The organism is Ohtaekwangia sp. (genome assembly GCF_036786105.1).
GTDB lineage: Bacteria > Bacteroidota > Bacteroidia > Cytophagales > Cyclobacteriaceae > Ohtaekwangia.
In genome coordinates, this window is the sequence record NZ_DAIQRQ010000019.1 from 59,792 (window position 1) to 80,986 (window position 21,195).

Below are 21,195 nucleotides of genomic sequence, written 5' to 3' on the forward strand. Positions count from 1 at the left end.
CTCAATGTCAGTGCCCAATTGGTAAACGACTCTAACGAGAATGTAGATGTACCATTGAATCCTGATGATTTCTGTTCTTCGATAAGTCCCCTTTATACAACGGACTATAAAACGAACTATAACTATTCATTGAGCACATCTTTCAGCGATAATACATCTGCTGTTATGTTGAGCGGAAGTACACCATACTTTTCGGGAGGAAGTGCCATCAGCAATCAAACCTCAATTTTGACCTCATCCGGTAAATACCCGCTGTCTTTTACCCTGAGTACAAGCGGTGGTGTGTCTAAATATTATGTCGATTCAGGAGGGGAAGGAGGAGGAGGCTCTGTTCAGTGCGGCCCGGAAGTTCAGGTTACTACGTTCAATACATTTACAATAACCAACCCGGGCCTTGAAGAAGACACCACATTCAATTTTAAATTATACAGTGCAGCCGGTACAAGTAACATCACCGTTAAAATTGATAACTATGGCTTTCCCATAAAGTGCAATAGCGGAATTTTACCCTCCGATACCAGCAGCCGTGTCATGCTGGTGGGGCCCAGTCCCAATGTGCCTTCATTTTATCATTGGGTATATAGTACAGATGGCGTGCACTGGACTGATCTTCCATCGAAATTTCAAGGAAAGAATCGCATCCGGGTATCGGGTTACGATCTGTTAGGGGATGGTTTTATCGACTATCACAATCATAGTATATTCTTTAAAATCGTGATTGATTGCAATGGTGGTGAGTCGGAAACCCTCACACTTTCAGGACGATTATCCGCCCCTAACATTGTGTCTATACTACCCATGCCCGACAGATGTTATGCAGTGGAAAGAGATGGAGCATTTAAGATTACCTTTAGCAGGGCGCTCCATGTTCCGGCAACCGGAAATAAAGAGCAACTCATTGTAACTGCGCGCGACTTAAGCAATGCAAATCCGCCGGATCAAATCCTGGATGTAACATTGGATGAAAACAACAGCTTTACCTGGCCCAGACGCTTACAATCTGATAAGGAATATGAGATAAGCCTCTTGGGTAAATTTCAGGATGCAGCTACCTATACCGATAACCCAGTAAAACATTATGGTACTGTAAAACTGATGCGCCCCACGCCTGTGTCTTCTGATATTACTGCTCAGGCTGTTCACTGTTACGGTGGTGGCGATGGAAAGATCAACATTGTTGTGCGCGGCGGTGCAGGAAACTATAGCTTCGAATCGGTAAAGACCGGTTCGGGCGATACGATTCGAATTTCATTAGGGACAGATACTACCTATATACATAATTTTCTGTATAGCGGTACCTATAGGATTGACCTCCGGGATGGCAATAACTGCAGCGACCGGGCCGGAATAAAAAGTATACTGGTTAGTCAGCCAGACGATTCGCTGCACGTAGCGTATTCGCATCCGGTAGATCCACTGGCGTATGGCTATACAGACGGGTATATAGAGACGATTCTTACAGGCGGCACACCCAATCCCGACAAAAGCTATACGGTACAATGGTACGACCCTTCCAATATTCTTCCTGATGCCCTGTATAACAACAGCCCGCTTTCAGAAGGCTATCAGGCCAATATCGATAGCCTCGGTGATGGATACTATATACTCAAAGCGTACGACAGCCAGTATGCGCTGGCCCATCCCGATCATCGAAAAGGCTGTTGGGTAGAAAGTGATACGTTTCACCTGATTCAACCGCCACCCTTGGTAATCACGTTGCGCGAAAATCATTTTATAAACTGCCATGGATTCGATAATGGAGAAATAGCAGCCCATGCGGAGGGAGGTATAAGATTACCCAACGGATTGCCCTATATATACGAGTGGCTTATAGAAAACGAGGGCGTAACGCAACCTGTTCAGCAAAGCGATAGCATTGCTATAGGATTGCGAACCGGTATATATCGTCTGCGGATCACGGATAAAAATAATATTCACAAATTATCGGCTCCGTTTTTACTCGTGGAGCCCGATGTACTGGAGAGCCAGGTTACCACTACACCGGTAAGTTGTAGTGCGGGTGCGGATGGTACGGCAAATGTACTGGTAAAAGGAGGCACATTGCCCTATCATTATGAGTGGTCTACCGGAGACAATACATCATCAACCGTAACGCAGCTTATTGAAGGTACCTATTTTGTTTTCGTTACCGACATCCGAGGGTGCACGACCACCGCATCCGGTAAAGTTGCCACACCGTATCCTTTGCAAGTAGACAGCGTGTTAACTCCACCGCAGTGTTTCGGTTATCATGATGGTGCCATCAATATCACCGTGCAGGATGGAACACCACCTTACGCATTTGAATGGAGCAACGGGAAGCTTACGGAAGACATTGCCGGACTCAGCGAGGGCAGTTACCGTGTTGTGATAATCGATAAGAACAATTGCCGCAGTTACCGGGAGTATACATTGGAAGATCCCGAACAGGTTATTATAAACCTCGGACCAGACCGTTATTTATGCAACGATCAACAGTATACCGCCGATGCCTCGATAAAGGATGGCGATGCACAGTATACATGGCAAGGGCCTCACGGATTTACAGCGAGCACACCGAAAGTCGTCATCGATCAGGAAGGAACGTATACCGTGAATGCTACGGATTCGCACGGATGTAACGCAAAAGATGATTTATCGATAACGCGCATCGGCATCGACATAAACTCTGAATTTATTGTAAGTACACAGGTATTTGCTGAACAAGAGGTAACCTTGTTAAACATCAGTGCGCCTGCTCCAGACAGTGTGCAGTGGCTGCTGGATGGCCAGCCCGGAATAAGGTTTGATGAAAAACAAAGTAACAAAGCTGTTGTGGTTTTTGAAGCCGATGGTACCTATACTCTTTACCTGAAAACATTCCGCCAGGGATGTGAGGAAGTATCTTCGAAAACCATAACCGTAGTGGGTAAATCTATTCAAGAGCAGACCACCCAAAAAGAACCTTTTATAGAAAGATTTACCGTAGCACCCAACCCATCAGCAGGGGTTTTTACCGTAAGTGTTGACTTGCTCGAAGTATCGTCTATACGCCTGCGGTTAATACCATTAACGAGCAACGTTGCCGTGAGTGATCGCGCCGAACAAGGAAGCGATCAATACGAATTGCCTTATACGCTTGATCTGGCAGCAGGAACCTATATTTTATTGCTGGAAACTCCGAAAGGAAACAGCCTTTTGAAAATTGTGATTTACGAATGATGCTGATATCTGTAAATACGATCGATGCATCATGGGCAGTATATATAATTAAGTTGATATGGTAATGTTTTTACGTTTGTGGATAGTTCAGATTTTTGTTAAGGCCATGCCGCGGGGCAAACGTTGTGCAGGTATCGTTCAAAGTTTGTTGGCAGGCAGGAGGGGAGTGCGGAGTCTTTTGATATTGTTCTTTTCAGGAGCGGCAAATATACTCTTTGCACAACAGCCCGTACAGATAACGACTGTGCTGCGTCCGCCCTATACATTGCAGTTGAGTGATTACTATGCCTCTACACAGGAGAAGCTTATTGTAACATTACTGAACCGTGACCTACACAAGCCCACGCTGAATGTACGCCTGCGAATGACCATTGAGAGTCAGAGCGTACAATTGCGAACCCGTGAATTTGCTATTCTTCCTACACTCCAATTAGAAGCCGGTATACCTTTACGATTGTCGCTGGGCGATCTCGCACCTTATTTCTCCACCGAGAACCTTGACTTTTCAGGCATGACCCGCGCACAATATGCGCAGCATGCAAAACTTCCTGAAGGGTTTTACCAGTTTTGCTTTGAAGCAATCGAGCTATCTACAAACCAGGTAGCGAGCGCAAAAAGTTGTGCTATGGCGTGGATGAGCCTGAGCGATCCGCCATTTCTGAATGTACCGCGTAAAGGTGAATCTATAGCACTGAAAGAACCGCAGAACATTATCTTCCAATGGACACCACGCAACCTGAATTCACCGAACACGGCTTATTCAACAGAGTATGATTTTCAACTTGTAGAGTTCTGGGATAATTCGCTGGCGCCCGAAGTAGCATTTCAATCCATGCAACCGCTGTACGAAGCAACAACGCGTACAACCACATTACTCTATGGCCCTTCGCAACCACTATTGATTCCGGGTAAACGCTATGGATGGCGAATAAAAGCGCACGCTAAAAGCGGCACCGAAGAAGTAGACGCATTCCGCAACCAGGGCTTTAGTGAAATATACTGGTTTACTTATCAGGATGTATGTCCGGCTCCACAGAATATATCCGCCACGCCCGGTTCATTTGGGAGTCTCGAGTTTTCGTGGACGCCTTCCGAGAAGCATAAGAGCTATATGGTTACTTACCGGATAAAAGACAAGGAGGGAGCCACATGGTTTGATCAGCAAGCTTCTACACCACTCGCACTGGTATACGATGTAGAGCCGGGTATTGAATATGAATATCGCGTAGGTGCATTTTGTACTACCGATCAACCTGTATTTGCTGAGTTGAGAACGATAAAAGTACCCGCACGTGAAACAGAGTCGTTCGCAAATTGCACCATTGTTCCGAATCCAAACATCACCAACAAACAACAGTTACAAACATTAAAGGCAGGCGATGTAATTACCGCAGGCGATTTTCCGGTAAAGCTTAAAGAAGTAAGTGGCTCGGGGTCTTTTACCGGGAAGGGATATGTAATTGTACCTTTTTTAGGCAAGGCCAAAGTAAGTGTAAAGTTTGATAACATCCAGGTGAACACGCAGAATCAGTTGATTGCTGGTGAGGTGATAACAACCTATAATGAGAAGGAAAGTGGTATAGCGGATACTGATGAACTCGAAGATATTTTTCGGGGCTATGAAGGCATTGTTTCGCGGCTAAAAGATTTTACAGTAAACAGCAATACAGATGATCTGGTAAAGGTAGCCGATAAAATAACCGGGAATGCAACGAAGGAATTACCCGCAGATGAAGCGGATGCTGTGAAGAAGAATGTTACCGAACTCGTTGCTGCAAAAAAAGAATACGATGAAGCAAAGAAGGCCTACGATCAACTTGGCGATGATGATAGCAAGAAAGAAGAAGCAAAGAAGAAAGTTGATGAGCTTGAGCAAAAGTTCGATGAAATAAAAAATCGTTTTGAAGGCAAGGATAGTAATGCCGTTACTACACAGAAATATACTATAGAATTTGCCCGGGCAAAAAATTCAAACTATGGCTTCGATAAGATTAATCCTCTGTACAGGCCAACGCTGGATGGTAATTATGATTTTATTCAGAAAGAAAGCGGAGCAGAAAGTATTCCCTGGAAAGCCGTAGCGCAAGGCGAATATGATTGGGTAAAAGTCTCCCCGGCAGAGCGTGGCAACACAGTGCCCCAGGATATAGCCTTCCGATCGACTACCGGTTCAATTTCATCTACTATAAAGGGAGATGAGCTTACCGTAAAAGTTTTTGGTTATGCAGCAGGAGAAAAGACAGAAGTGGTTGCCTACCAGAAGAAAGACATTGATGGTAAAGAAGTAAATGTAGAGCTGGGAAAAGTAAATGTAGTAAGCTACGCGAAAGTCAGCAACAAAGTAATAATTGTCCCGGTTAACAATACACCGGTTCCGTATTCAGCCGAGCAAATAAAAGCCGGCCTTGATACAATCTATAGTCAGGCTGTTGTAAGCTGGAGTGTTGAAGTGAAAGAGTCGTTTTCAAGTGATTACGATGCGAATAACAACGGACTCGATGATGGAGATAGCGAAATGCTATCAAACTATACGGCTGAAATGAATGCCATTATCGATGGCTATAAGCAAAGGAATAAAATAAATGATGATACCTACTATTTGTTTATAGTACCCCGTTCAGAATCCGGTAAAGCGCTGGGATATTTACCCCTTGCCCGGGAGATGGGATTCATTTTTACAGACAAGGCGAAGGGAAATCTATTTATTAAAACGATAGCCCATGAACTAGGCCACGGAGCTTTCCATTTGAAGCATACATTCGAGGCCTATCCGGCTCTGGGCGAAGGAACAACGGATAACCTGATGGATTATACGAGCGGGGTAAATCTCAATAAATATCAATGGGATTTAATCCACAACCCGGAGTTTGTGGTACCCTTGTTTCAGAGTGATGAGAGTGGATCGTATAAATCGTGGACCAATTTACAGGGGGATTTGATTGAGAATATACCCGGCTATATAACAAATGAAAAATCATTTCTGTCTCTGACCGGTGATCTGATCACACTTCCGGCGGATGCACGGGACTTTACATTTTACAACGGTTACCTGGCCGCGTTTACCATTGGACAAGAGCGTTATATAGAACTTCACAATGCTGCAACTAGAATTTCCCTCGGATATTTCTTCAACGCAAAAGAAGCTAGTACCAAAGGTAATTTTACGTTGTCTGCAAATACGACACCATATCCGGGAGTGGTAGCAACAAGCCCACTTGTATTCTACGCATTGAAGAAGGATGAATGTGGTAAGCTTGAGATATTCAAAGCGAAGTATAAACTGAATTACAGTGGAGTAAATAATGGAGGGATAAATAAATCTACTGATTTTTATAATACTAATACAATATCAGCTGCTAGTCAAATTCTCGAAGATTATAGTAGTCTTGGAACGGTTCAATCAGACATCAATTGCCTCGATGGCAGAGCAAAAGAACTGTACAAGTTTATAGTTGATCATTATGCACAAAATGGTATAACACTTACAGATCAGGATAAGAGTGAGCTAATAACACAGTTGCGCAAATTTAATAGTGTTTTGATTAAAGGCCTTGATCAACTTTTCAATGAGAAGGCGGAGTCTATCAAAATTCGTGAGATGCTCAAGTATGGTTATACTGAGTTTTTAGCAAACCTGAAAGAGAAGACTGCGACTTTGGCGGACGGCTCCAATAATATTTTGATCGTAGAGTTTCAAGATCTGGATCAAATCAGGGATGCATATTTAGTATATCAGATTGCAAAGAAAACAGGCGCAGGCTGTGAGGCTGCACAAAAATTTGTCGAAACATTAGACAAGATGACCACAATGCCTGCAGAATTTAATCTTCAGGTTATTGGTAGTATCATCAATGGAAATTATCAACGCGATTTGGCGCACGATGTTTTTGGGATGGTAAACTGCCTTCTGGAAAAACTTAAAGTTCCTGAATCGGTTTACAACCCGAATAGACTGGATAATAAGATTCAGGCACTCTATCAAAGAATTTTTGAAGATGTTTTGGCTATAGATGCCGGCTCAATGACCGCAGGGATTTTTATGACACCTGCAAACTATGAATTTGCATGTAGCTGTGGTCTTTGGAATTCGGTGGTTGATGTAGTAGAAGGAATACCCAGCCTCGGTGAAGCTGTAACACAAGATCCCGTTGTGCTTTTGCAAAGCGCAAAAGCAGCGTATGCAAAATTACATGCGGCAGGTTTCTCCAGTTTAGGAACGGACGTACTGAACATGCTGAAACAACATCACGGCATTGTAAATGGTTATGGTGTTGATAGCTATCAGGCAACGTATGGCATGTGCTACGATGCCGTTTTTGTATTGTCTTTTTTCGTTGGTCTGGAAGAAATCAAATTGGCAAGCATTGCTGCCAAGTCGGGTGATCTGGGTGAGGCAGGACGCATTATCTATAGTGCAGCGAAAGCTTATCCTGGTACAATCAAAGACCTGGTAAAAGCAATTGCCAAACTTCCGAATGATGCTGCGCGGAAAGTATTACTGGAAATTATTCAGAAGGTGCCGATAGATAAGGTAACGGTCTCACTTCGAAATGGAGTGAACAGCATTATTCTATCTACCGCAATGCAGGTTGAGATTGCACGATTCTCTGAAAAAGGATTGGAGATAGTAGCACCAGCCAGCGATGCTATACTAAACACCGGCAAAATTATTTATCAATCTACAGACGAGCTAACCGATGTTGCAGGAAAGAATATAGGGAAGCTGGTGTTGGTTGAAGATGAGAGCGGTAAAGTATTGGTACTGACTAAGACGGTTAGTAAAACAATAGACGATCTACCAACAGCAATAAAAGACATTGTTTCAAAATTTCCGGATGAAGCATCGAAGACAACGTTTGTTTCTCAATACTTCGATGGCGCATCGGAGGTGTTTAAGAAAGCTATAGATACTAATCCTAAGTTGGTAGATAGTTGGAAAGTTCTGTATGATGCAGGATTGGATAATGTGATTAGAAAAGATGTTGATAATCTTAATGGAGTATCTAAACACTTGGATAAAAGTGTTCATAGTGCAAATGATATCAAAACAGGGCTGAACAGTGCGACTGACAAACAGAAGTGGTTGGATGATCTGAAAGACGGTGTTTATAGAAATGGTAATAAAGCTGAATATATAAATCCAAGTGGTAATGTTTTAAAATGGACAGATCAAGATTCAAAATCTATTTTGCAATCAATTGAAAGTGCTTTAAAAAGTTCTGATCCTGGAAAGTTAGTTGAGGGTAGAGTAGGCGATTTTGTGAAAAAGCAGGGTAAGGAAATTGAAGGGTTTGGGTTGAAAATTCAGAACTCGACAACGGGTCAAACTGCTGGCGATATAGATGTGATGACAAAAAAGGCAATTATAGAGGTTAAAAAAAGTGCCTCTTCATTTAAAGAAGGTCAAGTCGATAAGTTTACAAACCCTTCTATGGCAAATTTCTTAAATTCAAATAATAGGCGAGCAATTCTATATATTGATGAAGCTTTAACTGAGGCGCAAAGAGTTAAGATATTGTCTCAAATACCCAATAATGTAACACTGGTTAACTCATTGGATGAGTTAGCGAAAATTTTAAACTAAATGGCACTACTGATTTTGTCAAAAGATATTGTAAGAGTTGAAGATACACTAAGTTGTGTAACTCTTGTGGCTTATAAGAAGGGACTGAAACTAAATCTTGAAGAGTATAGGGATTTTGAAAGTAGAACTAATGCTGAGGTGTACATCTCTAGGCATTATGAAGAAGAAGAAGATTTCTATTTAGGCATTGAATCTGAAAACAATGTAATTAAAGATTACAATGTGTTGAATATTGAGGTAAAGGGGCATCGATTCTATCGCATTGCAGTATCTGACCAAGCTAGCTATGATCACTTAATCTACGATTTCTCATTGGAATATTTGCGGCTTAGGCCGGATCATTGTATTTCTTTATATGGCGAGATATTTTTCTTTTTGGACGATATGGAAAGTTTAGAGTCTAAGGGGGGATATTATAAAGGCTGGTGCTATAAGCCTTTATAATAGAATAATCATTGGTATCGAACTACTTGTATCCCAGTTAAATGTTTGGGTTCAAAACATAACTGTAAAGTAAAATTCAGGACAAGTATTTAATAAAGTCAGAAGTGTGAATCAAATAATTAATAAAGAATATTGAAAAAAATTATACTTCCCATTCTACTATATATATCAACTTTCTCCTTCGCTCAAAAGCAGGAGGTGGAGGTATATTTTACAGCGGTTCGGAATAAACAGGCTACTCAGTCATTTTCCGTAAACAAGAAAAATGAAAGTCAGTATATTAAGGCTATAGCGGTTTATCTGAATGACACGCTGCCTTCGGTACGCACGGAAGCTTATTATTTGATAAGTAACCTCGGGCGGCAATCGCAACAGCGTAATCTCCGGAAAGACGTTGTTAACCTCCTTATTCGTGGCTGGCGTGATACTGACTCCGGTATAAACGGCATGGTAGCAACTTCGCTTACACGATTTGAGAAGCAGGATTTTGATCGTGCAGCAATTGATTCCATCAAGGGATTTCTGAAAAGATTACCGCCCTATGCGGACAGACTGTTTAAACTGGCGGGGTACCTGGAGTTGCAGGATCAGGTTCCCGTGATAAAATCATATCTGGAAAAGCAACCTTCTCTGCCTGATCGTGATAAGTGGGCATGCTATATTTCGCTGGCCCGATTGGGCGACCAGCAGGCACTCGATTTAATTCTGAACCGTGTCAGAACGTTTGGTATTAATGATGATATAGTTTATGAAATATTTCCCGACCTGGTATATACCCGCAGCTATAGGGGCATCAGTTACCTGGTAGAAGTTTTATTCAGCGATGATCGTACGTGTGAAGCTCCCGCCAATGGCTCAGGAACAAAAATAACGTGTGCATACCGTGTGATGGAGCTTCTTGCACCGGCCCTCAAAGATTATCCGGTGGCTGTTGGCACCAGTGGTGACCTTGTTGCGCGCGATTACAAGAAGGCGCTCTCTGAGGTCAGGGAATGGTTCAAGCAGCGAGATGGTAAGTATGAAATCATACGCGATACATTTTAGCCACTATGAAACGAATCTATATATACGGGTATAATATGACCCCGGGCATTTCAGGCATACTTCTTTTCGTATTACTGTTCGTTGTCTCCGCTTGTTTTCATGAGGTTGTTATCCCGGTAACCATTAAAATAAACTACGAGGTTAAAAACAATGACTATTCTATACCGGTAGAAATTACATTTGATAACCTGACTACGGGTGCCGAGAACTATAAATGGACTTTTGAAGGTGGGCAGCCCGCTACATCCGATAAGAAAAATCCGGGTACAATATACTTTGCAGAAGCGGGCGACTATAAAGTTACACTGGAAGCGTGGAGTGAAGATGATCGCCAGGTAAAAGAAATTGACCTAAAACTTTATGGTACAGTAAATGTTAATTTTGAAACGAGCGTTGCCGTCAACAATATTTCGCCGGTAACGGTGACTGTTACCAATAAAACTGTAGGTGGTACAGCCTATCACTGGAAGTTTCCCAATGGGGAGCCGTCATCATTTGATGGTTTTACTCCGCCTGCCGTACAGTATACTCTGCCGGGCGATCATCGGATAAGTCTTGTAGTAGAGAATGGTTCTGAGGTAGATTCGCTTTCACAAGTAATTACCGTGTCACCGGCCTTATCGGCTGATTTTGATATTGAGCCTTCTTTTGCAGATGAAGACTACGAAGCCCCGCTAAAGGCAACATTGGTAAACAACACAACAGGAGGGCTTGCGTGGCAATGGTCTTCCACGGGCGGGCAGATCAGCAATACGGCAGCTCAGCAACCGGTTATCAATTTTTCAACAGCAGGAACCTATACGGTAACACTTACAGCAGCGAATGGTAAGGAAACAAAAAGTATAAGCAAAGAGATTGTTGTAAAGCCTAACAGCGGGCTTCGAACGCTGACCGATATAAAGCTGGGTATTAATACAGCCCATGGCAGCATAGGAAGTTTCTATTCCACAACGTTGAGGCGCGTTGTTAAGGCAAATGAACCAGACTCGCTATATCAATATGTAGACATCGCTTTTTTTGGACTCAGCGCATCGTTTACTTTCAACCGGTTTGTTTCTCCGGATTCAGTTCAGCATTATACTTTCAATCCTATAACGCAACCACAGACAACATACTTCATAAATTCCCTGGATAAATGCGATTGTGGTATAAATTTTCAGGAGGCTGATTTTGATGCTATGGTCAATGATGAGCCTTTGAAGGCGCTTGATATTCAATCGACCGCCAAAGGACTAAAGCCTTTTGATAACACTGTGCTTCCACGCATTGTGCTCTTTCGAACAAATGATAATAGAAAGGGCGCTATCAAAATCAAGGAGTTTCATAGTGACGGTTTGCAATCTTACATCTTGGCGGATATTAAAGTACAAAAACAATGAGGATCAGAGTATATTTCAACTATATCCTGCTGGCGGGGGCATGCCTTTTGTTCACAAGCAGAGCTTCTGCCCAATCCTTCAGGCTTGATAACCTCCGGGATCAATTCGGAAAAGGAAAAATGTTGAAGCTTGGCGGTGGCCTCTCGGCAAACGGAATATACTATAATGGCAACGGCAGTTACGGACGAAAACCATTTTCGTATTTTGTCAGCGGTAATGTAGTGCTGAATCTTTATGGACTGGTTAATCTGCCGTTCTCCTTTGCATTGTCAGACTTTGGTAAAAGTTATTCATACCCGATACCTCCTAACCGGTTTAGCATACATCCTTCTTACAAATGGGTTACCGGGCACATCGGAAATATAGCTATGACATTTTCTCCCTATACATTGAACGGCTATCTTTTTTCAGGTGCGGGTGCAGACTTCGAACCGGAAGGTGCTTTTAAGGGAAGTGTAATATATGGGAGGTTACAAAAAGCAGTGGAGTACGACACCGCGAATCACATTGTACCGGCTGCATATGAACGCCGCGGCTTTGGTGCCAAAGTGCAGTTTCAAAAGGAAAAGTATCGGGCAGGAGTAATTGTCTTTCGCGCCTGGGATGATGTTAATTCTATTCGTAATAAACCCGACAGCCTGGGAATTTATCCAAAGGAAAACACCGTAGTCAGTTTTAATGCCGGTACCAAAATCATAAAACAACTGGATTTTACGATCGAGTATGCTACCAGTGCGCTCACACAGGATGTGCGGGCCGAACCGGCAACAGGCGAGGGAATCTTGCGTCATGTTGTAAACAGTAAAGCATCAACCGGATTTTACAATGCAGTAAAATCACAATTACAATATAGTCTGGCAACAACGGTGTTGGGAATAGGATATGAGCGTGTTGATCCCGGGTATCAAACATTGGGCGCTTACTATCTGAATAATGATTTTGAAAACATAACGGTGAACGCTGCGCAGCCTTTATTTAAAAGCAAAGTCCAGGTTGCTGTAAACGTAGGATACCAGCGCGATAACCTGGATCATTCCAAGTCTGGTTCTTCAAGCCGGAATATAGCTTCGGCCAATCTTTCGTACACGCCTACCGAACGGATGTCGGCTACTTTGAATTATTCAAATTTCCAGACATTCATGCGCATTCGTCCGCAGTTCCAAACGATCAATCAGCTTGATAATTTCCAAAACCTGGATACCCTTCACTATATGCAGCTGTCGCAAAACGCGAATGCTTCCATGAGCTATACATTGAAGCAATCGGAAGCTTTTATGCGCACCCTTAATTTTGACGTGAGCTTTCAGGAAACTGCCGACAAGCAGGGTGGCGTTGTAAGGAACGGAAGCGGTTCGGAGTTCTATAATGTATCGGTGATGTATAATGCTATGCAAACCGAAAAAGGCTATAATTTTTCAGGAGCTTTCAATATTACCTATAATACAATCGGGCGCAACGATTTTGTAACACTGGGGCCAACAGTAGGTTATAATGTAAAATTGGTAAAGAAGAAAATGTCTCTCGGCACGAGCCTTTCATACAACGCAAGTAAAACCGATAATTCGTGGGCCAACAGTGTCTTTAATGTGCGTTGTAATGTGTCATACAATGTTGCAAAGCGTCACATCTTTAACCTGGTTATCTTAAATCAGTCGAGGAGCTTTTCAAACCGCGCCAATACAAATGACACCACGGCAACCATAGGCTATAATTTTACTTTTGGATAGGCACTGCAGCGAGGTATCTGAAGCCTTTTAGAAAACAATTTCGTGTGGAGCATGGGAGGTAGTCGTTTATGGTGGTTAGGGAAATAGAAGTAAGAAGTAAGAAGTAAGAATTTTGGAAGGTAGTGGTGGCGGGGGCTGCTACTACTTTTTTTTATGAGGGGATGGGTAATTGGGGTATTCTTGAGGGGACAGGGAAGGGAAAATTTTCAAAATAATGGAGAGGCGTTAAATACTTTTTACAATCTGCGAGCCCGATCAATCGTTTTATTATTTTTAACGGCAACTTTTAGATTCGCATTGCCGGCTCCGCATGAAGAAATTAGCATACTACTTTTCGTTTCTGCCCTTTCAGTTGAATTTTTTTGTGCTGCTGTTCGTAACGGCCGGTGCTTACGCACTGGTGCAGAACAAGTATAGCAACCTGCAGGAGCAAACGTATTTTATACTGCTGCTACGGGCGCTGGTAATGTTCACCGCAGTGCTTTTTATGCTGATGGTCGGTATCGCGTTTTTTACGGCACTGATATGCTGGCTTTATTTCTGGGTATACAGGCGGTCGCACAAAGAATCGCCCCTGCAGGTATCCATTGGTGATGGCGATAAAGCCGAGGCCGGGTATATATCGCTGGGCCTGCTGGCAACCGGTATTATTAAGCCGTTGCTGGGACACGTAAAGGGAAGGATTGTGTTTGCCGATAATCGCATCTCGGCAGCGCTTACGTTAGATGAGCCTGTGTTTGGTAAGAGTCCGCTGATACGAACAGCCATCAAAGCCGGGCGCCCGGTGTGGATACCCGACATTAAAGAGCACGAAGTGCAAAAAGCCGTGCTATATTTTGAAGACATGTTTCGTCTTTTCTCGTTCCCGTTTGTGGTATCCAACATCCAGAAACTGCTCACTGTTCCTGCCCGATCGGAGGCGATCGCTGTAGACGTAAATCCCGATAAAACACAAGACCAGACGCAACGCATACAAACGCCTCGCAAAACCAGGGGCGAGCTCCTGAACTATAAAAACTTTGAAGCGGGAGACGACATCAGGCGTATCGTCTGGAAGATATATGCAAAAAGCCGCGAACTGGTAGTAAAGATACCCGAGACGATGGACCCGTATGCATCGCATATCCATTTCCATCCCAGCTTCTATACCTCTACCATGGTTTCAGACGATTTGAAAAATGCCATGCTGAATTACTACAAGATAAGGATACGGCAAGTGTATGAAGCTTTGCTGCGAACCGAATTTGCAGTAAAATATATACCCGATCAGGAACTGGCAGCGGCAGACGATACACACGAAGAGGAAGCCACGTGGTTATACGAACTCAGTACATCCGTATGGCAGTCTGCAAAAGACGCTACTGATTACATGGCTTCCAGGCGCGAGGGCATCTATTGTATATCTTCATTGATACCCATGTTTGAAATGGAAGAGCTGTTTTCCAACAAAACTCCGGATACATTGGTCATACTGGTTAAAGTATCAGACCTGTGGCAAAACCAGCAAGCCTTTCACTGGACATCGTTGTTTATGAAAACAGACGAACATCCCCTGGATGCTTTGAAGCGAAAGTGGTTGCTTTCACCTCATCGCAGGAAAATAATTACGAACGAAAAGCAAGTACAACAATACCTGGAAGGTCAATTGTTCAGAACCATTATACTATGACAGAGACTGTAAAGAACCGGGTGCTCCGGCTGCTGCTGCATTTGATCTTTCTCATTATTCCTACAGCCTGTATGGTGGTGCCTGCGCTGCAGCAGATTGATACGGCGCTGTTGTTTGTAAACACCGATCTCTATACACAATCGGTCGTCACCCTCATAGCAATCACGGGCGCGTATTGCTGTTACTTTTTCCGCTTCCGGTTTATCGTCACGTTTCCTCTTGTGCTGGTGCTGGTATATACCTATAGCAAAGGCATGAAGCTGTTGTCGGGAAATGAATTTGATTCATATTACTTAACGGTGCGGTACCTGCACCTGTCCGTATTGTTTGTAGCGGGATGGTTGATGGGCTATGGCCTGGCACGCTTCCGGTATTTTCCGCTGGTGCTCGCAGCATTGGTATTAACAACAGGACTGCTTGCAGAAGCAGGGTATAATAAAGACCTGCACCTCGAAGACTCCGTGCGCAATCTCTTCTTTGTTATACTCTATGCGTTCTATACCTACTTTATACGCGAAACACTGGAGAACATTGAACAGGTGCGTGCGCGTCACTTTTTCAATGCTGGTGCAAGGCTGGCTATATTTATACTGCTTTTCTTCGTGTTGTTTCACACGTCTGTCTTTTTTCTCCGGAGCGAGTTTAAAGAAACAGATCGTGCAATAGGAGAGGCCCGCGAGCAGCAGGAGCAGCAGAAAGATCCGGATGAGGAAAATATGCTGACCAAAAACAAGCAGCAGAAATTCGACCTCAATCAATACTCACAATTGAAGTCGCGATTCGGTACTTCGAAGGAATTGTTGTTTGCAGCCTATGTCGATAATTTTTTTCCATCCCATCCGGATATACCCAATCCGCTATATTTTACGTGCTATCATCTTACCAAATACGATGTAAAGCACGAGCGGTTTATCCGCGACCCCAATATGCCGGCAAACGATCTCTTCGCGCCAGACCCGAGCAAGATACCGCGATACTTTACCTATACTGATTCCAGCGTTATTGCCAACAGCAAAGGCCCTTTGTTCCGCAAAGTGGTTGAAAGTGAAATATACCTCGCAGCATTATCCCCTAAAACCTATACTGCTCCCGGAACAGCCTTCAGTTGCCAGCCAATCAATGTAGATGCAGACTATAAAGAACAATACGCATTTGCCTATAAAACCCGGTCGTACGTATCAGAGCTCAACAGCGCATACTTTATCTACAATGCCTCGGTAGGAGGGAATGAGGCCATCCGCGAATTTCAGGAGGCGCGGATACGGGAGCTTGAAAATGTAAGAGACTATCGTGCCGTTGATAAGAAATTTTATACTTACTATACCAACGTGCCGAACGGAGCCTTATTCGATTCAATACGCAGCCTGAGTAACCGGATAACGGAAGGTGCACTGACACCCATCGAGAAGGTGTTAAAAGTGAGAGATTACTTTACCTCCAGAGATGCCGTGGGCAAGCCGCTGTTCAAATATACCTTGTATCCCGGGGCGCCCAGCGATCCGAACATTCCGAATGCCAGCATGCTTTCGCATTTCCTTTTCAAGAACAGAAAGGGATACTGTACGTATTTCGCGGCTTCCACATTGTTTCTGCTGCGAGCAGCCGGTGTACCGGTGCGCATGACTACGGGTTTCATGACCGTAGATCGCAGCGATAAAAACAAAGGCTGGTATTTTATATATGGCGATCAGGCCCATGCCTGGGTGCAGGTATATTTCCCCGGATACGGATGGCTGGATTTCGACACCACCATTGGAAACGATGATGCGCGCGAATCGCCTATGCCCGATGCAACACCACCCATGAAACCACAGAAAGCATGGTTTGCTACCGTAGGAAAAGTAACGGCACTTGATGCCGCATCACAAACCGCTACCATCGCTATAAAAGTGTTGATGCTCGGTAATAACGAACTAACGGCGAAAGAAGAAACTTCTATCCGGTTAGACATGAAGAATGCAACCATCACCAAGGCAAACTTCAACCGGAAGTTTAAAGATATACTCGCAGGCGATACGGTTACCGCTGTATCGTATAACGAAGCCCTGCGTAAAATAAAAGCGCCGCAGAAAAAGGAAACACTGGCAGCCGTATTGGCGCGACTTCCCAATCCTACAGCGGTAGACGAAGTAACCATTCACGAAGTGCCTGAAAAAACAGTAACACCAACGCAGCAGGCCACCGCCCAAAAGCCAGGTATGCCGTGGTGGATGTTGATGCTTATCGTACTCGGTATCGTGCTTTTTATAGTGATCATGGCTATACTCTTTACCGGGCGTATACTCTTCCGTTACTACAACAGCAGGGCTGCAGGTGCTAAACAACCGGAAGAAAAAGCGTACTGGATATTCCGTGCTTCGGAGTTTTTATACTGTCAGTTCGGCTACTACCGCAATAGTCAGACACCACTTGAATTTGCACAGCAGGTGATCCAGCCACAGCTTGGCACCGGCTATGACGATTTCGTGAAAGTATATCACAAAGTGAAGTACGATAAAATTCCTGCCGATGAACATGATCTGCAGATCATGAACCGATACCAGGCAACATACCCGGCCATCGTGTTTGGCAAATATACCTTCATGCAGCGGAGCCTGAAGTTTATGAACGTAGTGTCTACCATTAAATTCTTCTTTAACTAAAACTGTGATGATCGAAACAGAATCAACCCAACCTCAGCACAACGATAAAATTTCGTTGCTGATAGACAACATCGAAAAAACTATTCGCGGTAAGCGAAAAGAAATAGCGCTGGTGGTAGCAGCCTTTCTGGCAAAGGGGCACGTGCTGTTGGAAGACAACCCGGGCTCCGGTAAAACCATGCTCGCCAAAGCACTCGCATTGTCTATTTCCAACAATGACGACCACGGCAGCAGCCTTGGATTCAAGCGCATCCAGTTTACACCCGATCTGCTCCCGATGGATTTGATAGGCAGTCATATTTTTGATGACTCCAAAAAGGATTTCATATTCAAGAAAGGACCGCTGTTCACCAACATTCTGCTCGCCGATGAGATCAACCGTGCTTCACCCAAAGTACAGTCAGCGTTGCTGGAATGTATGGCCGAAAACCAGATATCGGTAGGCGATCGCACACACGTATTGGAGCGTTTGTTCTTTACCATCGCTACACAAAACCCGATTGAAAGTGAAGGTACCTATCCGCTGCCACATGCACAGTTAGACCGGTTCTTTCTGAAGATGTCGCTGGGCTATGTTTCAGAAGATATAGAGCTGGAAATCTATAAGAATTATACCGCGATCAACAACGTGCAGCAAAACGTGGGAGAAGTACTTTCGTATCATGATATACTGGCCCTGCAGCAGGAGGTAGAAGAGGTATATATTCACGATGAGATATTGATCGGCGTGAAGAATATCATTCGCGATACACGCAAGCATTCCTTTATACAGGTGGGAGCCTCTACGCGCAGCGGTATTATTTTTCTGAAATGCCTGAAAGCATTTGCCCGCGTAAACGGACGCAAATATGTTACTGAAGAAGATATAGCCAGCCTGGCAGAACCGGTGCTGCACCACCGCCTCATCTTCAGGAATAAAGACGCCCGGCAAAATGCGCTGAAGGAGATTGTAACAGCAGAGACCAGCCGCCTGGCAAAGCTCCGGCTGGTGAATGGATACGAGCGCCCCCAGGCAGATCTACCCTTATCGAAAGTGGAACCTGCATCCTGAATTTAAGAACATACAACACGCGGCAACGCTTCACACGATCAACGGATAACGCATTCTCCATGAAACTACGGCCACAGACAGTGCTGAGTATACTTTGTTTATTGATAGCATATCACAGCCATGCGCAGGTACGTCAGGCTATTGACGAAGAGCGCAGGGAGGTATGGTACATGGATAAAAAGGCGCTCGAGCTCTCGCAGAAATTCATCAGGCTCGATAAAAACTACTATGTGGGATACATGTATGAAGGTTCCTACAAGTTCAACCGTGCTACCGATTACTTTGGCTATAAAAATGCGATCAAGCCGCTTACAAAAGCTTTGGAGCTGATTGAAAAAGATTATGATAATAAGTTAAACACCCGCACCAGCGATCTGGTTACCTACATTGGCGTATATCAATATCATCGCGATTTTTCATGGATAGCGGAGTTGCTGTATGAATGCTACAGCAACCTCGAGCAGCCGGAGGAGGCCGTGCGCATCCTGCAACGCGTGAAGAAGAAGCGTATGCAGAAAGAATTTTTCTGTCAGCCCTATAATGCGCTCTGCTGGCTTACCCATCGCCATCGGTATCATACCACGGAGAAGTATTCATTCCTGAAAAAGTCAATTGAAGCAAACGAGTCAATGGCGTTGAAGTATCTCGACTCAGCATTTGTAGCCGTTCAGGATAATTATTATCTCAACGCCCGCATCTTCAACCCCGGTCATGAGCAATACGAGATAAACGGTATATACTTCTACAAGACGCTGATCTATAGTTATAATTTTGAAATAGACTCCGCTGAGTATTACTACAACCTGTTGCGTTTCTCGCCTTCTTTCTCCAATAACAATTATGCGTATACCAAGCTGATGAATGGTGAATTTGAAGAAACCATCCGTTACTTTGAACTGGAGAAAAAAGAAGACGACTTTTCGAGAAAAAACACCAAGGAGTTCTACTACATGCTCGCATTGCTGGATGTGTATAAATCAGATCCGCAAAAAGGAATCAACGACCTGCATGACATAATTTCCAGGCAAGGCTCTACACCCGGCTTCGGCTGGAACAACCTGGGGCTCGCCCGCGGATATTATTACAATGGCCAGTTGTTCGAAAGCCAGAAGCACCTCGACAAAGCTTCCGAGTTTGAAGAGATGCATATAAACACTACGTGGGGCCCTGAACAATATGATTTTACAAAGAATGTTTTTTCGTATCTGAACAAGGAACGAAAACTGCAAAGCATTTCGTTTGAGAACACCGGCTATTGGTATACTATACCGGCACTGGTAAAGATGGCCGGATTCTTTGCCGATGAACAATCAGACCGGTTTATGCTGATTAATAAATTCGGTGCCAACCCGGAGCGCGACTATGTTTATTACCATATATTTTCTCCCGAAAGCACCATCAGCTTTGACGAAGTCTGGAATATTATTGACGGCCTGGATGCCGATTTCTTCATTGGTAAATTCAATGAATACCTGCGGGAAGATGCCCGCGTAAACCTGGCCCGGTACTATCGCTACTTTATAGGCCGGCTGCTGATCAATAAAGGTAAATACGAAGAGGCCGAAAAAGTATTGCTGGAGGCGCTGAGCGACCCCTATATAGACGCTGGCCATGAGCGACTATTCCAGGCGCGCTGCTACGAAGCGCTTTGCAAAGTATACCGGAAGACCGATGCACCTTCAAAGTATAAAAACAGCCTGCTGGCATTCTATGGCCTGTATCCGCAGCTGGTGCCGTATAGCGATAACACTATGTCATTCAATCTGAAGATTGTTGGCCCGAACGAAGATAAAGAAGTAAAGCAACTCGTAGCCGAGCTATACCAGTGCGATATTAATTTATTAACCGGCAAAGATCAGGATCCGGATTTCCCCACAGCCACACTTACATTCCAAAAATCCGACAGTATATGGCAGGTGAGCTGTCGTGTAACCAACAAAACCGGAACAGTGCTGGTAAGCCAGGATAGCCTGAAGATTGATGAACTAAAAGGTGGTGGTAAAAAAATAGCCTATAACCTCTTTAATATTCCCGTAACCACCATACCGGAGTATGGCGAGAATAACTATAAAATTATAGCCGCCATTGCCCTTATCATCGCTATACTCTGGACTGCGCACCGAATGAAGAAGTCCCTGAAGTTTTAAGTAAGTGTATCGTATGCAGTCATCTTGCCACGCGGTGTAGCAGCCTGTCTGATCGCCGTGCATTTGGTGTTTTTTGTAAGACTGAACGAAAACCGCGATTCAAAAACATGTCTTCAAACCGGAGTCATGCAGGGATACACTATACCTTATATATTTTTCTGCAGATGCCCCATTACATCCTGCCGATACAGGGCAGATTATACTTGCCCTATACCTCAATAAAAGAAGCAAACAAAGAAACCGAATTGTTTTGAGGAATAACTGCCCAATAAGTTTTCTGCTATAGGATGATGTGTTGCTATAAAAA

10 protein-coding genes are annotated in these 21,195 nt (G+C 44.0%); all 10 read left to right on the forward strand.

Going from position 1 to position 21,195, the window contains the following annotated elements; translation table 11 throughout:
* The coding region (locus V7Q33_RS10610) for a SprB repeat-containing protein (protein WP_333819813.1) at window positions 1–3,201 on the forward strand (3,201 nt) is incomplete at its 5' end.
* A gap of 58 nt (window positions 3,202–3,259) precedes the next feature.
* Window positions 3,260–8,785, forward strand: coding sequence for a fibronectin type III domain-containing protein (locus tag V7Q33_RS10615; RefSeq protein ID WP_333819814.1), 5,526 nt, complete (start codon window positions 3,260–3,262; stop codon window positions 8,783–8,785).
* Window positions 8,786–9,229, forward strand: coding sequence for a hypothetical protein (locus V7Q33_RS10620; RefSeq protein WP_331983181.1), 444 nt, complete (start codon window positions 8,786–8,788; stop codon window positions 9,227–9,229).
* Window positions 9,230–9,361: 132 nt separating this feature from the next.
* Window positions 9,362–10,273 (forward strand): hypothetical protein, encoded by a 912-nt coding sequence (locus V7Q33_RS10625; RefSeq protein WP_333819815.1) that lies wholly within the window; start codon window positions 9,362–9,364, stop codon window positions 10,271–10,273.
* A 5-nt stretch (window positions 10,274–10,278) separates the two neighbouring features.
* Window positions 10,279–11,652 carry a PKD domain-containing protein gene (locus V7Q33_RS10630; RefSeq protein ID WP_333819816.1) on the forward strand — a complete coding sequence of 458 codons (1,374 nt, stop codon included), beginning with the start codon at window positions 10,279–10,281 and terminating at the stop codon, window positions 11,650–11,652.
* On the forward strand, window positions 11,649–13,379 hold the full coding sequence (locus V7Q33_RS10635; RefSeq protein ID WP_331983186.1) for a hypothetical protein: 1,731 nt from the start codon (window positions 11,649–11,651) through the stop codon (window positions 13,377–13,379). Before V7Q33_RS10630 ends, V7Q33_RS10635 begins: the two co-directional genes overlap by 4 nt.
* A gap of 310 nt (window positions 13,380–13,689) precedes the next feature.
* Window positions 13,690–15,048, forward strand: coding sequence for a DUF58 domain-containing protein (locus V7Q33_RS10640; RefSeq protein WP_333819817.1), 1,359 nt, complete (start codon window positions 13,690–13,692; stop codon window positions 15,046–15,048).
* Window positions 15,045–17,690, forward strand: coding sequence for a transglutaminase-like domain-containing protein (locus V7Q33_RS10645; protein ID WP_333819818.1), 2,646 nt, complete (start codon window positions 15,045–15,047; stop codon window positions 17,688–17,690). The genes V7Q33_RS10640 and V7Q33_RS10645 overlap by 4 nt, the downstream gene beginning before the upstream one ends.
* A 7-nt stretch (window positions 17,691–17,697) precedes the next feature.
* Window positions 17,698–18,741: an AAA family ATPase gene (locus tag V7Q33_RS10650; protein ID WP_331983192.1), complete on the forward strand. Its 1,044-nt coding sequence runs from the start codon at window positions 17,698–17,700 to the stop codon at window positions 18,739–18,741.
* Window positions 18,742–18,800: 59 nt separating this feature from the next.
* Window positions 18,801–20,888, forward strand: coding sequence for a hypothetical protein (locus V7Q33_RS10655; RefSeq protein WP_333819819.1), 2,088 nt, complete (start codon window positions 18,801–18,803; stop codon window positions 20,886–20,888).
* Window positions 20,889–21,195: the final 307 nt, after the last annotated feature.

Bases quoted from the DNA above. Each gene is read 5' to 3' on its own strand.
- V7Q33_RS10620 (WP_331983181.1), top strand. From the start codon at position 8,786: ATGGCACTACTGATTTTGTCAAAAGATATTGTAAGAGTTGAAGATACA.
- V7Q33_RS10645 (WP_333819818.1), top strand. From the start codon at position 15,045: ATGACAGAGACTGTAAAGAACCGGGTGCTCCGGCTGCTGCTGCATTTG.
- V7Q33_RS10640 (WP_333819817.1), top strand. From the start codon at position 13,690: ATGAAGAAATTAGCATACTACTTTTCGTTTCTGCCCTTTCAGTTGAAT.
- V7Q33_RS10635 (WP_331983186.1), top strand. From the start codon at position 11,649: ATGAGGATCAGAGTATATTTCAACTATATCCTGCTGGCGGGGGCATGC.
- V7Q33_RS10630 (WP_333819816.1), top strand. From the start codon at position 10,279: ATGAAACGAATCTATATATACGGGTATAATATGACCCCGGGCATTTCA.
- V7Q33_RS10655 (WP_333819819.1), top strand. From the start codon at position 18,801: ATGAAACTACGGCCACAGACAGTGCTGAGTATACTTTGTTTATTGATA.
- V7Q33_RS10650 (WP_331983192.1), top strand. From the start codon at position 17,698: ATGATCGAAACAGAATCAACCCAACCTCAGCACAACGATAAAATTTCG.
- V7Q33_RS10615 (WP_333819814.1), top strand. From the start codon at position 3,260: ATGGTAATGTTTTTACGTTTGTGGATAGTTCAGATTTTTGTTAAGGCC.